Genomic DNA, 14240 nt, shown 5'->3' with positions numbered 1-14240 from the left:
CTACGCTTGCTGCTGGGTGAACGCCGGGCGGTCGATGTGGCGGCCGGCGCCCTCTTCGGCGCGCAGCTCGCCGCGCTCGAAGACCAGCTTGCCGGCGGCGACCGTGTGCGTCGGGATGCCGCGCACGGTGCGGCCTTCGAAGACATTGAAGCCGCCCTTGGCGAACTGGGTCTTGCTGGAGATGGTGCGCGTGCCGTTCGGGTCCCAGACCACGATGTCGGCGTCGGCGCCGATGGCGATCACGCCCTTCCTCGGGTACATGTTGAAGATCTGGGCGGCGTTGGTCGAGGTCACGCGCACGAATTCGGACGGGGTCAGCAGCCCGCTGGCGACGCCGCCGTCCCACACCACCGCCATGCGTTCCTCGACGCCGCCGCAGCCGTTCGGGATACGCGTGAAGTCGTCCTTGCCGGCCGCTTTCTGCTCGGCGCAGAAAGTGCAGTGGTCGGTCGCGGTCGTGTGCAGGTTGCCGCCGCGCAGGCCCTGCCATAGCGCCTGCTGGTGGTGGCGGCTCCTGAATGGCGGACTCATCACGTGCCCGCGCGCAAAATCCTCGTCCTCGCTGGCATACACGCTGTCGTCGATGACGAGGTGCCCGGCCAGCGCCTCGCCATACACGCGCTGCCCCTTGGCGCGGGCGCGGGCAATGGCGTCGAGCGACTCGGCGCAGGAGACGTGGACGATGTAGACCGGCGTGCCGAGCACGTTGGCGATCGCGATCGCCCGGTTGGCCGCTTCCGCCTCCACTTCCGGCGGGCGCGACAGCGGATGCGCCCTGGCGCCGCGCACGCCGCGCCGCAGCAGGTCCTGCTGCAGCTGGTAGACCAGTTCGCCGTTCTCGGCGTGCACGGTCGGGATCGCGCCCAGTTCCAGGGCCCGGCTGAAACTCTTCACCAGGGTTTCGTCGTCGGCCATGATCGCGTTCTTATACGCCATGAAGTGTTTAAAACTGTTCACGCCGTGCTCGCGCACCAGGCTTCCCATCTCGGCATGGACAGATTCGTCCCACCAGGTCACGGCGACGTGGAAGGTATAGTCGCCGGCCGCCTTGCGCGCCCAGCCGCGCCAGGTGCGGTAGGCGTCGAGCAGCGACTGCTGCGGGTCGGGAATGACGAAGTCCATGATCGTCGTGGTGCCGCCGGCCAGGCCCGCCGCGGTGCCGGTGAAGAAGTCGTCGGCGGTGACGGTGCCCATGAACGGCAGCTGCATGTGCGTGTGGGTATCGATCCCGCCCGGCATCACGTACTGCCCGCCGGCATCGATGACTGCCGCGTTCGCCGGTGCCTCGAGGTTGTCGCCGACGGCGACGATCTTGTCGCCGAAACAGAGCACGTCGCCGCGAAAGGCACGGTCTGCGTTCACGATGGTACCGCCACGGATGAGCGTCGTCATGGACTCCCTTTCAGGTGCTTACATCGGATAGTTGTTTACCGTGCTGTTGGCCGTATTCAGCGCCGGCGCAGTGCGGCCCTTCATCATCAGCCCGTACACGATGGCGGCAATCACGACGCCGACGAACCAGGCATAGGTGTAAATCGTCTTGAAGGCGGGGCCGACGTCCGGGAACGAGGCCGGCAATGCCGCGTTCAGGAAGCCGGGCAGGTTCGGCAGGACGCCGGCCGCGAAGGCGACCAGCGCCGCGACGTTCCAGCCGCCGCGGTAGGTGTACATGCCTTCGTCGCGGTACAGCTGGCCGACATCGAGCTGCGTCTTGCGGACGAAATAGTAGTCGACGATCATGATGCCGGCGATCGGCCCGAGCAGCGCCGAGTATCCGGTCAGCCAGATGAAGATGTAGTTCTGGCTGCTCTCGAGTATCTTCCACGGCATCATCGCCAGCGCGATGCCGGCCGTGATGTAGCCTCCGATACGGTAGGAAATACGCTTCGGCGAAAGGGCCGAGAAATCGTAGGCCGGGCCGACCAGGTTGGCGGCGAGGTTGACGCTGGCGGTGTCGATCAGCAGGATCAGGAGCGCCACCAGCACCGCCACGCCGGTCATGCGGCTGGCGAGGTCGACCGGGTCCCACAAGGCCTTGCCGTACAGGACGATGGTGGCCGAGGTGACGGTCACGGCCAGCGCCGCCAGCAGGGCCATCGGCAACGGCAGGCCGAGCGTCTGGCCGATGACCTGGTCGCGCTGGGTCTTGGCGAAGCGGGTGAAGTCGGGAATGTTCAGCGCCAGCGTGGCCCAGTAGCCGATCATGGCGGTCAGCGAAGGCCAGAACACGCTCCAGAACAGGCCGGCCTTGGGTCCGCCGGCGACGAATTGCGAAGGCTGGTCGAGCAGCGGGCCAAAGCCGCCGACCTTGTCGTAGACCCACCAGAGCAGCACGAAGCAGATCGCGATTTTCAGGGGCGCGGTATAGGTTTCGAGCTTGCGGATCGATTCCATGCCGTGCACGATGAAGTACAGCTGGATCGCCCAGAAGCCCAGGAAGCAGGCCAGCTGGGCGCCGTTGATGCCCAGGCCAGGCAGCGTGTCGCCGCCGATCGGGCCGCCGAGCAGCACGCCGAGCAGCGTGTAGATCATGCTGCCGCCGAACCAGGTCTGGATGCCGTACCAGCCGCAGGCCACGACGGCGCGCATCAGGGCCGGCAGCCGGGCGCCGCGCGTGCCGAAGGAGGCGCGCGCCAGCACGGCATAGGGAATGCCGTACTTGGTGCCGGCGTGGCCGACCAGCAGCATCGGCACCAGCACGATCAGGTTCGCGAGGAACACCGTGAGCACCGCTTGCCAGGCCGACATGCCGCCTTCGATCAGGCTGGACGCGAGCATGTACGCGGGGATGCTGATGACCATCCCCACCCAGAGCGCGGCGAAGTGATACCAGCGCCAGGTGCGTTGCGCGGCGCTGGTGGGCGCCAGGTCGTCGTTCCAGAGTTCTTTGCTGACAGCGTGATGTTGCGTCACAGTAGTGCCTTTTTATTCGGGTTGCAGGTGCAACCCAGTGTAGCGCAAACGGACTGGCCGGCGCGAGCGGATCGGCCGGCCACGGCCCGCCCGCCGCCGGCTCACATGGGCAGTTCGGCGCCCGCGGCGGCCGCCGAGGATTCCGCCGCGGATTCAGCCGCGGCCGGCGCCTGCGCAAGCGGCGTGGCCTGGGGCAGCTCGGCACGGGGATTGCGCGGGTCCTGGGTCCAGTTCATGTAGGGCTTGCCCGTTTCCTGCGCCACCATCGTGATGCAGGCTTCGACCGGGCAGGTGATTTCGCACAGGTTGCAGCCGACGCATTCCTCGCGGATCACCTCGTAGCGGCGGCCGCCCTTCTCTCCGGTCAGTTGGGCAATCGCCTGGTGCGAGGTGTCCTCGCAGGCGATGAAACACTTGCCGCAGCCGATGCACTTGTCCTGGTCGATGTGGGCGATGGCCTGGAAGTTCATGTCCAGGTATTTCCAGTCGGTCGTATTCGGCACGGCCTTGCGCGAGAAGGCGGCGATGTTGGCGTAGCCCTTCTCGTCCATCCAGCGCGCCAGTCCGTCCTTCATCTCGTCGACGATCCGGAAGCCGTGCAGCATCGCCGCCGTGCACACCTGCACCGAACCGGCGCCGAGCGCGATGAATTCGGCCGCGTCGCGCCAGTTGCCGATGCCGCCGATGCCGGAGATCGGCAAGCCGGCCGTCACCGGATCGCGCGCGATCTCGGCGACCATGTTCAGCGCGATCGGCTTGACCGCCGAACCGCAATAGCCGCCGTGGGTGCTGGCGCCGCCGACCACGGGAAAGGCGATCATGCGATCGAGATCGAGGTGGGTGATCGAGTTCACCGTGTTGATCAGCGAGACGGCATCGGCGCCGCCGGCCAGCGCCGCGCGTGCCGGCGCGCGCACGTCGGTAATATTCGGGGTCAGCTTGACGATGACGGGCAGCCGGGTGTGCTTCTTGCACCAGCTTGTGACCATCTGCACGTATTCCGGCACCTGGCCCACGGCGGCGCCCATGCCGCGCTCGGGCATGCCGTGGGGGCAGCCGAAATTGAGCTCGATGCCGTCGGCGCCGGTCGCTTCGACCAGCGGCAGGATGGCCGCCCACGGCGCTTCCTCGCAGGGCAGCATCAGCGAAACGATCATCGCGCGGTCGGGCCAGGCCTTTTTCACGGCCGTGATCTCGCGCAGGTTGATCTCGAGGCTGCGGTCGGTGATCAGCTCGATGTTGTTGAAGCCGATCACTTCACGGTTCTTGCCGTAATGGGCCGAGTAGCGCGACGACACGTTGACCGCCGGCGGATCTTCGCCGAGCGTCTTCCACACCACGCCGCCCCAGCCGGCCTCGAAGGCGCGCACGACGTTATACGCCTTGTCGGTTGGCGGGGCCGAGGCCAGCCAGAACGGATTGGGCGAGGTGATGCCGCAGAAATCGATGCTCAGGTCGGCCATGCTGCCTCCGCTGCAAGGTTGTCGATGACGAGCGCATTGTGGATGGCCAGCGCGGCCAGTTTGCCGTGCTGGACGGCTTGCACGGTCAGGTCCTGGCCGGAGGCGACGCAGTCGCCGCCGGCATAGATGCCCGGCACCCTGGTGCGCAGCGAGGCGTCGACCGCAATCCGCTCGCCGCCCTGCCACAGTCCCTGGGCCAGGCTGTCGGCCGGTGGCGGCTCGGCCATGGCCTGGCCGATGGCCTTGAAGACGGCGTCGGCCGCGATGTCGATGAAGGCGCCGGTGCGCGCCAGGCGGCCCTCGTCCATGCGGGTTTCCTCGAAGCGCATGCCGGCCACGCGCCCGGCGTCGTCCAGCAGCACTTCCAGCGGCGAGGCCCAGGTGCGGATGCGCACGCCATTGAGCTTGGCGATCGCGATTTCGTGGCCGGTTGCGCTCATGGCCTCGAAGCCGCGGCGGTAGACCAGCGTGACCTCGTCGGCGCCCAGGCGCCGGATCTGGACCGCCATGTCGACCGCCGTGTTGCCGGCGCCGAGGACGAGCGCGCGCCGCGGCACGGGAAGCAGCGAGAGGTCGCTCGCCTGGCGCAGCGCGGCGATGTAGTCGGTGGCCGCCAGCAGGCCCGGCGCGTCCTCGCCCACCAGGCCGAGCCGGCGGCTGGCGCCCAGGCCGAGACCGAGGAAGACCGCGTCGAAGCGCGCGTGCAGGTCGCTCAGCTGGAGGTTGTCGCCGAGCGCCTGGCCGTACTGGATGTCGATGCCGCCGATGGACAGCAAAAAATCCACTTCCTGCTGCGCGAATTCCCCGGGCAGCTTGTATTTGGCGATGCCGTATTCGTTCAGGCCGCCCGCCTTCGGTTTCGCTTCGAACACGACCACGTCGTTGCCGAGCATGGCGAGCCCGTGCGCGCACGACAGGCCGGCCGGGCCGGCGCCGACCACGGCGACGATCTTGCCGGTGGCGGGAGCGCGGGTGAAGGGGTGGCCGGCAAAACGCGCGTTGTCGATCGCGTGCCGTTGCAGCAGGCCGATTTTCACGGGATCGCGTTCGACCGCATTGTTGCGCACGCAGGCGTCCTCGCACAGGATCTCGGTCGGGCAGACGCGCGCGCAACTGCCGCCGAAAATGTTCTGCTTGAGGATCTTGACGGCGGCGCCCTCGATGTTCTGGTCGTGGATGTTGCGGATGAAGCTGGCGACGTCGATGCCGGTCGGACAGGCGCGCATGCAGGGAGCGTCGTAACAGTAGAGGCAGCGCGCCGCTTCGATGGCCGCCTGCCTGCTTGTCAGGGGCGGGGCCAGGTCCGTGAACTGCGCCGCGAGCGTGCCGTGCGAGTCGGCGGCCGGCGGCAGGTGCTGGAGAGTCTCGATCATGTGCATCCCTGGTTTTTGTTGGAGTGCTGGTGTTCGAACTGCTGCGTACCTGTGGTGCTGCTTTCGTAGGGTGGACGGGTCTTCCCGTCCACGCGGAGATAGGTGGGCTTCAATTGGTCGCGCAATTGATCTGGCCGCAACTATCGACGCGTGGACGGCCAAGCCGGCCACCCTACCTTCCTAGATTTTACGTTGCTGGTTTCTCCGTGCTGCTAACACTGCGCATGCGTCCGCGCCGGCACGCAATTGCGGCTGCTGGCCTCGATTACCCCACCCTACTTCATCTGCGGAAACGCGAACTCCACGCCCGCGCTCGCCGTATTCGGCCAGCGCTGCATGACCGCCTTGTGCCGCGTGTAGAAGCGCACGCCTTCCGGCCCGTAGGCGTAGTGGTCGCCGAACATGCTGCGCTTCCAGCCGCCGAAGCTGTTAAAGGCCATCGGCACCGGCAGCGGCACGTTCACGCCGACCATGCCGACCTGGATCTGGCGCACGAATTCGCGTGCCACGCCGCCGTCGCGGGTGAACACGGCGACGCCGTTACCGTACTCGTTGGCATTGATCAGCTCGACCGCGCTGCCGACATCCGGCAGGCGCACCACGCACAGCACCGGGCCGAAGATTTCTTCCCGGTAGATGCTCATCTCGGGCGTCACATGGTCGAACAGCGTGCCGCCGACAAAAAAACCGTTCTCGCGGCCTTCGACCCGGTAGTTGCGGCCGTCCACCACCAGGGTGGCGCCCTGCTCCACGCCCTCGCCGATCAGACGCTCGATGCGCTGGCGCGCGGCCTGGGTCACCACCGGCCCCATCTCCGCGCCCGAGCTCATGCCGTCGCCGATTTTCAGTTTTGCCGTGCGTGCGGCCAGCGCGCTCACCAGCCTGTCGCCGGCGTCGCCGATGGCGACCGCCACCGAGATCGCCATGCAGCGCTCGCCGGCGGAGCCGTAGGCCGCGCCCATCAGGGCGTCGACGGCCATCTCCATGTCGGCGTCGGGCATCACGACCATGTGGTTCTTGGCCCCGCCGAGGGCCTGCACGCGCTTGCCGGCGGCGCTGCCGCGGGCGTAAATGTATTCGGCGATCGGGGTCGAGCCGACAAAACTGATGGCCTGCACCTCGTGGTTGTCGAGCAGCGCGTCGACTGCGGTCTTGTCGCCCTGGACCACGTTGAACACGCCGTCCGGCAACCCGGCTTGCTTGAGCAGGCGCGCATGCAGCAGCGAGGGAGAAGGGTCGCGCTCGGAAGGTTTCAGGACAAAGGTGTTGCCGCAGGCAAGCGCCACCGGGAACATCCACATCGGCACCATCACCGGGAAGTTAAATGGCGTGATGCCGGCCACCACGCCGAGCGGCTGGCGCATCGACCAAGCGTCGATGCCGCGCGCGATCTGGTCGGTAAATTCGCCCTTGAGCATCTGCGGGATGCCGCATGCAAACTCGACCACTTCGATGCCGCGCGCCACTTCCCCTTGGGCGTCGCTGAAGGTCTTGCCGTGCTCGCGCGTGATGAGCGCGGCGAATTCGTCGGTGTGCTGCTGGCACAACTGCAGGTACTTGAACAGGATCCGGGCGCGCGCCAGCGGCGGCGTGGCCGACCAGGCGGGGAAAGCTGCCTGGGCAGCGAACACGGCGGCGTTGACTTCGTCGGCGCCGGCCAGGGTGACGCGCGCACAGGGCTCGCCCAAGGCCGGATTGAAGACGTCGGCGTAGCGTTCGCCCGCGGTGTCGACGACCTGGCCGCCGATGAAGTGGCCGATAATTTCTAAATGGTTCATGCGTGTGTCTCTTTAATCCAGGTTTTTCAATACGTTGGCCAGCTTGCCGAACAGTTCGTCGATGTGCTGTTTTTCGAGGACGAGCGGCGGCGAAAGCGCGATGATATCGCCCGTGGTGCGGATCAGGATGCCGTCGGCGAAGGCTTTTTTCAGTGCCTGGTAAGCACGCGCGCCGGGCCTGCCGGCGATCGGCTCGAGTTCGATCCCGGCGACCAGGCCGATCGTGCGCAGGTCGATCACGTTCGGCAGCCCCTTGAGCGAGTGCACCGCGTCTTCCCAATACGACTGGATCGACTTGGCATGCTCGAGGATCTGCTGCTCCTTAAATACCTGCAAGGTCGCCAGCGCGGCGGCGCAGGCGACCGGATGGCCGGAATAGGTATAGCCGTGGAACAGCTCGATGCCGGCCGGCGCCTCCATGAAGGCATCGTGGATGAAGCGCTTGGTAAACACGGCGCCCATCGGGATCACGCCATTGGTGATGCCCTTCGCGGCCGTGATCATGTCCGGCTCGACATCGAAATAGTCGGCCGCGAAAGGCGTGGTCAGGCGCCCGAAGCCGGTGATGACTTCATCGAAGATGAGCAGGATACCGTGCTTGGTGCAGATCTCGCGCAGCCGCTTCAGATATCCCTTGGGCGGCACCAGCACGCCAGTCGAACCGGACACCGGCTCGATGATGACGGCGGCAATCGTGGAGGCGTCGTGCAGGGTGACGAGGCGTTCGAGTTCGTCGGCCAGTTCGACACCGAAGTCGGGCTCGCCGCGCGAGAAAGCGTTTTTCAGCAGGTTGTGCGTGTGCGGCAGGTGATCCACGCCCGGCAGCAGCGGACCGAACTGCTTGCGGTTGGGGCCGATGCCGCCGACCGACAGGCCGCCGAAGCCGACGCCGTGGTAGCCCCGCTCGCGCCCGATCAGCCGGGTGCGCCCGCCCTCGCCGCGCGCCTTGTGGTAAGCGAGCGCCATCTTGAGGGCGGTATCGACCGCCTCCGATCCTGAATTGGTGTAGAACACGTGGCCGAACTTGTGGCCCGTATAGTCCATCAGCTGCTCGGCGAGGTCGAACGCAGCCGGGTGCCCCATCTGGAAGGTCGGCGCGAAGTCGAGCTGGCCGATCATCTCGCGCACGGCGGCGACGATCCTGGGCTGGGCATGGCCGCAGGGTACGCACCACAGGCCGGCCGTGCCGTCGAGGATCTGCTTGCCGTCCACGTCCTTGTAGTACATGCCCTCGGCCGAGACCAGCAGGCGCGGGGCAGCCTTGAAGTCGCGGTTATTCGTGAAAGGCATCCAGAAGGCGGACATCGATTCGGGTCTGGACTCGTTCATGCGGACTCTCCCTCATTACAGCCAATGATTGGTCTGGTTGGAAACGATGAAGCGATCGTAACAATGTGCGCGCCTGCGCCGCGAATGTAAAGCCACGGGGCGCCACAGCCGGCCGGCGTGGACCACGTGCGTTGCAAAAATGCAAAAGAACCTGCCGATCCGGTAATATAAACGCGCGCTGCGCTGCCGTCATATCGATTTGCGTATATCAGACTTAAGGGCGTCAGACTGAAGGGCGTCAGACTGAATGACGGCAAACTTAACGGCGGCAACGTCAACAATGCGAAGTCAACAGCGAAAAACAAACATCGTAAATCAGCTGGCTGCCGCGCAGGTTGAGAATGCCAAGCCTTTTGATCTAACGCAAACTCAGCCATCGCGGGTAAGGATTCGTGATGGCGACCAAGGACCGTCATGCCAGATATGCTGCCCCCCGTACTGACCACCGCACGCCTGGTGCTGCGCCCGTTTACCCACGGCGACGCCGCCGCGCTGTTTGGCGTCTTTTCAGACGAGCAGGTCGTGCGCTTCTGGTCGAGCGGTCCCTGGACCGAGATGGTCCAGGCCGACAAGATGATCGAGGAAGCGATGCTGGCCTATCGCGAGGGCGGCCTTGCCCGCTATGCGATCGCACTGGCGGCCACCGACGAGCTGATCGGCATCTGCAACCTGCGCGGCTTTTTCGAGCAAAACCGCCGCTGCGAGCTCGGCTATGCATTGGCCAGCGCCCACTGGGGCCGCGGCTATGCCTTCGAAGCGCTCGAAGCCCTGCTCGGGCATGCGTTTTCCAGCCTCGACATGAACCGCATCGAGGCCGACATCGACCCGCGCAACGACGCCTCGGCACGCCTGCTGGAACGGCTCGGCTTTCGCCAGGAGGGGTATATGCCGCAGCGCTGGTTCGTCCACGGCGAGTTCGCCGATACCGCCTTCTATGGTTTGCTCAAGCGTTACTGGGACGAGCGCGCGCTGTCCCGTTCGTCGGTCCTCACGACTGGTTAGCCCATGAAATCGGCGCTTCGTCGGAGCGCTCTGGCCACCATCTCCGGGTGGCGATACAGTGCTTCTACCGACCTTCATTCCAAGGAGTACACGCATGAAAACCACCACCGCCCGTTCCTTCGCCGCCGAGCTCGAAGAAGCTGCCGACAAAGGCATGCGCCTCCTGCGCCGCAGCCTGCGCACCTTCTCGGCACTGCCATGGCCTGCCCTGTTGCTGGCCGCGGTGCTGGTTGCCTGCGCGATCACCGTCATTCCGCTGGCGCTGATGCTGTTTGCCATCTTCCTCGCCATCAAGTACGCAGTGCTGGCGATTAACAGCGACAAGAACACCCCGCTGGGAGACTGAACGTGCAGGCAAGCCAGATCAACCGGACGCTCGACTCCTTGCGCGAGGTGCTCAAGGAGCTCAGCAAATTGTGGTGGGCGTTTTTCGACTGGGTTGCCGTGGTCGACTGGCGCAAGCTGGCCGTGACCTGGCTGCTGGCCTTCTTCGCGTTCGGGATGCTCAATACCCCGGAGCCGGCGGTCTGGTACATGTTCATTTCCTTCGGCGTCAAGGTGCTGGCCGGCGGCAAGCGCCGTGCCGAGCTGGTGGCGCGCGACGCCACCCTGAAAGCAGACGTCGCCACGCTCGAGCGGCGCCTGACCGAGGCGCAGATGGCGGCCCTGCAGGCCCAGGTCGAGCCGCACTTCCTGTTCAACACCCTGGCCCTGATCGGCCGCCTGATCGAAACCGATCCGCCCGAGGCGGCCAAGGTGCATGCGCACCTGATCGCCTACCTGCGCTCGGCGCTGCCGCAGATGCGGTCGTCGGGCGGCGCCACCCTCGGCAAGCAGCTCGAGCTGTCGCGCGCCTACCTCGCCATCATGCAGGCCCGCATGAAGGAGCGGCTTGCCGTGCGTTTCGAGGTGCCTGATTTCCTCGGCAGCGCGCCCTTCCCGCCCATGATGCTGCAGACCCTGATCGAGAACGCCATCAAGCACGGCCTGGAACCGAAGATCGAGGGCGGAACCATCCTGGTGCGGGCACGGGTCGAGGGCGCCACCCTGGTCGTCGATGTCTGCGACGACGGCGTCGGCATCGACCTGCATGCCGACGACGGTGTCGGTCTCGCCAACATCCGCGAACGCCTGCAGCTGCTGTACGGCACCCAGGCCGAACTGGTGATCGAAGCGCCGCCCGGCGGCGGCGCCTGCGCCTCGGTGCGCATTCCCTACAAGATGATGGAGGACGCGTGATGGTGACCGCCCTGATCGCCGACGACGAAGCCGCGATGCGCGAGCAGCTGCGCGCACGGCTGGCGGAAGTCTGGCCCGAACTCGAGGTCGTGGCCGTGGCCTCGAACGGCATCGAGGCCGTCGAACTGGCCGCGCGCCACCGGCCGCAAATCGCCTTCCTCGACATCCGCATGCCCGGCATGGGCGGCATCGAGGCCGCGCGCCAGCTCTACAACCGCTGCCACATCGTGTTCGCCACCGCCTACGACCAGTACGCGGTCGACGCCTTCGAACACGGCGCCATCGACTACCTGTTGAAACCCGTCACCGCCGAACGCCTCGCCACCACCTGCGAACGCCTGCGCCGCCGCCTCCAACAGGCTCCGCAGGACATCGGCGCCCAGCTGGCCCAGCTCGGCTCCCTGCTCCAGCAAGGCGCCGCCCCGAAGCGCAACTACCTGCGCTGGATCCAGGCGCAAGTCGGCGGCAACCTGCGCATGGTCAGCACGCGCGAGATCCTGTTCTTCCAGTCCGACGAAAAGTACACGCGGGTGCAGACCGCCACCACCGAACTCTTGATCCGCAAGACGCTCAAGGAGCTGGCCGACGAGCTCGACCCGGATGAGTTCTGGCGCATCCACCGTTCGACGCTGGTGCGGGTCGATGCGATTGCCGAAGTGTCACGGGACTTGCGTGGGCGGCAGATGCTGAGGGTGAAGAATTATCCGCAGGAGCTGGAGGTCAGTCGGAATCATTCGCATTTGTTTCAGCAGATGTGATCCTGACAGCTCAGCTATGCGATATCGATGGACGGATGAGTAAGCCGGGTCGTCGAAAGGCGACGATGGCGCGCGCAGTGCATCTCGAAGTCTTCACTGGGCCCCCGCCATTGCCTTCCGATTTCATACAAGGCTTTGACGCGCCTCGGCCATGTTGCCGAGCCGGTAGCGTCGCCGGATGCGGTTGTGATTACGGAATGTCAGCAACCGCGACACGTCCATGGCAAAGGGAAAGGAGTAATGATTGACGATCAAATCTTGGGGCCGAGCAGCACACCGTACCGTTTCTCAAGTGTTAGCACTTTTTCAATCTGAGCAACACCCAAGCCTATCATCTGCATAAATAACGAAATAACCAGGCAGGAGGGTATCCCCCAAGCAAACAGACTAAATGTCGGAAAAGTATTTCTAAGCGAAAGCCCCACCAGCATTGATGCGATTATAGAAACTGAAACAACTGGATTCATACGCTCCGGGATACCGGGTATGTACAATGCTAGAGGACATTTCATCAAAGATATAATCGTGGGCCAGTCCAAGGTGTTATTTTTACTGTTATAACAACGTGGCAAAGCGCGCTCCCCTTCCCTTTCCCAAGCAGACGCGAATAGCTTCCCAGCCTTTCCGATATTCGCAAAACATAGCATGAGCAAGAATAAAAACAGAGCTGACTTCCACCCACTACCGACTGATTGGACCCACAACACAGGCAAAAGCAAACAAAGCATGAACCATACGATACAGCTCGAAAAAGCGATATTGAAGAGAATCCGGTAGACAAGCCTTTTTTTCCCCATTAAGAAAAACGCTGTCTGAACAACAAACATCGCAAGCACGCTTACACCTCCCACCTTCAAAAACGATAAACCAGCGTCTTCCCCCGCAAGCTTTGTGGTCAAAGCCCAGCCTCCCATAGTACCGCCGGACGAGAAGAACAAGGACAGCAATATATGTTCAAAGGTAAGGTTTTTCATCTTTATCGAGCCATGTTGGCGACTGTCTGTTTTATCCCGAATCGATTGTCAAGCATGTCCACTAGCGTAGCTGCCAAAATATAGCCGCCTACTACAACTGCTACTGCGGCCCATACAGGCGCCGCTGTCGCCCATAGTGCTGCGGCTGTCGCCGTCACAGCCATTATTCCTACCGCAGCGAGAACGCTCCCGACCGCAGCCGTAAGGCCTGCTTTCGCGATACTCACTCCTGCTCGCCCCAGGAACTCGGATAAGTCTCTGCTTCCTTTTTCATCGAAGTACACCGAGTGTGCGTCTACAAATATGTCGATAACCGTTCCGACAACCTGGATCTTCATGCCGCCTTTGAAGTTTTCCGCCGCCGTCATCATGATCCGGCGTGCTCCCCCATACCCAGATTTACCGCTTTTACCGAACCCACCGTCGATAAAGCCGGTTCCTGCCGATCCGAGCGCACCGTTATGATGCGCAACTCTCGCTTTACCTGCGCCGAGCGATTGTGCGACCAGTTGCGTCAGAGGTTTTCCTTTTATTAATGCACGGTATTTTCCTTTTGCTTTTTTCTCGATACGCACGCTCATGGCAATCTTATCCAGAGATCTGAAATTTTCCTGCACATAACCAGCGGATTCTTTGAACCAATTGCTTGTCAGATTTTCGTTGCCGGCAATGTAAGTAGCGGCCGCGCCAAGTGCCTGATGCAGATGCGAGTTCTCGTCTCCCTTGTTCGGAACGACAAAGATTTCGCTCGGATGACTGGTAACAGCCCCGCTTTCGAGTTTCGCTAATACTTCCGGCTGAATCTGGTCGGCTCTGACTTCAGCAAGCGCGGCGTATTCCTTGACCTCCGGTGGCTGTTGGGGATAGGCATAATTGAAATTGCTACCCGCGCCTGCCAGGAAGGGTAGCTTCGGGTCAATTATGGGAAGAATCGCCAATTGCGCATATGCGGCTCCGAGAGGATCGCTGGGCGTGCAGACGAGAGTTTCGGCGTCTTTCTTGTGCCCCATGATTACCAGGAGCGGTTCAGGCTTGTTTTTTGGATCAGCCCCATAACTGACATTGTCAAGCTTGGTGACCTCGTACTCACCGATGACGGCATCGCCAGTTTTCAACACAAGCCGTCCTTTAAACTCCCTGCCGACCCAGATGTTGAGCCGCTCACCGTCAAAAAACGTCGCTTTTTTAACGAGTTTCTTTTCTCTCGGGCTGTAGAACTCGTGTTTCGACTCGACTGTATACACGGAATCTTTTTTAAGGTTGATGTCAAAGAAAACGTCTCGATGCTTGCGCAGTATTACTCTGACGCTGTCGCTTGAGCGCCAACACTGGACGGATTCGCCAGGCAAATCGATGCAAACTTCTTGCGTTTTCACTTCCGCTCCGGCCTTGGCCTTCTTCGTAGTCATTG

At 63.5% G+C, this 14240-nt stretch carries 12 protein-coding genes; 4 read left to right on the top strand and 8 right to left on the bottom strand.

Annotated features, from left to right (window positions below; genetic code table 11):
- The 6 genes from hydA to ACFPAH_RS13880 form a co-directional block, all read right to left on the bottom strand.
- The gene (hydA, locus tag ACFPAH_RS13905) at nt 1–1392 is read right to left on the bottom strand and encodes a dihydropyrimidinase (protein WP_379746345.1); all 1392 of its coding nucleotides are present in this window, start codon (nt 1390–1392) and stop codon (nt 1–3) included.
- 18 nt (nt 1393–1410) lie between these two features.
- Nucleotides 1411–2913: an NCS1 family nucleobase:cation symporter-1 gene (locus tag ACFPAH_RS13900; RefSeq protein ID WP_379746342.1), complete on the bottom strand. Its 1503-nt coding sequence runs from the start codon at nt 2911–2913 to the stop codon at nt 1411–1413.
- Between the two features lie 101 nt (nt 2914–3014).
- Nucleotides 3015–4376: an NAD-dependent dihydropyrimidine dehydrogenase subunit PreA gene (gene preA / locus ACFPAH_RS13895; protein ID WP_379746339.1), complete on the bottom strand. Its 1362-nt coding sequence runs from the start codon at nt 4374–4376 to the stop codon at nt 3015–3017.
- Nucleotides 4364–5749 carry an NAD(P)-dependent oxidoreductase gene (locus tag ACFPAH_RS13890; RefSeq protein WP_379746336.1) on the bottom strand — a complete coding sequence of 462 codons (1386 nt, stop codon included), beginning with the start codon at nt 5747–5749 and terminating at the stop codon, nt 4364–4366. Before ACFPAH_RS13890 ends, preA begins: the two co-directional genes overlap by 13 nt.
- 275 nt (nt 5750–6024) lie before the next feature.
- Nucleotides 6025–7527 carry a CoA-acylating methylmalonate-semialdehyde dehydrogenase gene (locus ACFPAH_RS13885; RefSeq protein WP_379746333.1) on the bottom strand — a complete coding sequence of 501 codons (1503 nt, stop codon included), beginning with the start codon at nt 7525–7527 and terminating at the stop codon, nt 6025–6027.
- Between the two features lie 12 nt (nt 7528–7539).
- A complete protein-coding gene (locus tag ACFPAH_RS13880; protein ID WP_379746330.1) occupies nt 7540–8856 on the bottom strand; it encodes an aspartate aminotransferase family protein in 1317 nt (438 codons plus the stop codon).
- A gap of 423 nt (nt 8857–9279) precedes the next feature.
- Between ACFPAH_RS13880 and ACFPAH_RS13875 the strand changes: the two genes are divergently transcribed.
- From ACFPAH_RS13875 to ACFPAH_RS13860, 4 genes are all read left to right on the top strand, one after another.
- Nucleotides 9280–9858, top strand: a complete 579-nt coding sequence (locus ACFPAH_RS13875; RefSeq protein WP_379746327.1) for a GNAT family N-acetyltransferase — start codon at nt 9280–9282, stop codon at nt 9856–9858.
- 94 nt (nt 9859–9952) lie between these two features.
- Nucleotides 9953–10204 carry a hypothetical protein gene (locus ACFPAH_RS13870; RefSeq protein WP_379746324.1) on the top strand — a complete coding sequence of 84 codons (252 nt, stop codon included), beginning with the start codon at nt 9953–9955 and terminating at the stop codon, nt 10202–10204.
- A 2-nt stretch (nt 10205–10206) separates the two neighbouring features.
- Nucleotides 10207–11097, top strand: coding sequence for a sensor histidine kinase (locus ACFPAH_RS13865; RefSeq protein WP_379746321.1), 891 nt, complete (start codon nt 10207–10209; stop codon nt 11095–11097).
- Nucleotides 11097–11855 (top strand): LytR/AlgR family response regulator transcription factor, encoded by a 759-nt coding sequence (locus tag ACFPAH_RS13860; RefSeq protein ID WP_379746534.1) that lies wholly within the window; start codon nt 11097–11099, stop codon nt 11853–11855. Before ACFPAH_RS13865 ends, ACFPAH_RS13860 begins: the two co-directional genes overlap by 1 nt.
- Nucleotides 11856–12106: 251 nt before the next feature.
- Here ACFPAH_RS13860 and ACFPAH_RS13855 read toward each other — a convergent pair whose 3' ends face one another.
- Both ACFPAH_RS13855 and ACFPAH_RS13850 read right to left on the bottom strand, forming a co-directional pair.
- Nucleotides 12107–12829 (bottom strand): hypothetical protein, encoded by a 723-nt coding sequence (locus ACFPAH_RS13855; protein WP_379746318.1) that lies wholly within the window; start codon nt 12827–12829, stop codon nt 12107–12109.
- 2 nt (nt 12830–12831) lie between these two features.
- Entirely contained in the window at nt 12832–14238 is a 1407-nt protein-coding gene (locus ACFPAH_RS13850; RefSeq protein WP_379746315.1) for a hypothetical protein, read from the bottom strand.
- Between the last annotated feature and the right edge of the window lie 2 nt (nt 14239–14240).

The sequence above is a fragment of the Massilia sp. GCM10023247 genome, assembly GCF_042653325.1.
Taxonomy (GTDB): Bacteria; Pseudomonadota; Gammaproteobacteria; order Burkholderiales; family Burkholderiaceae_D; genus Telluria.
The sequence above is the reverse complement of the archived record's forward strand: the minus strand, read 5'-3'. Positions and strand labels throughout refer to the sequence as shown.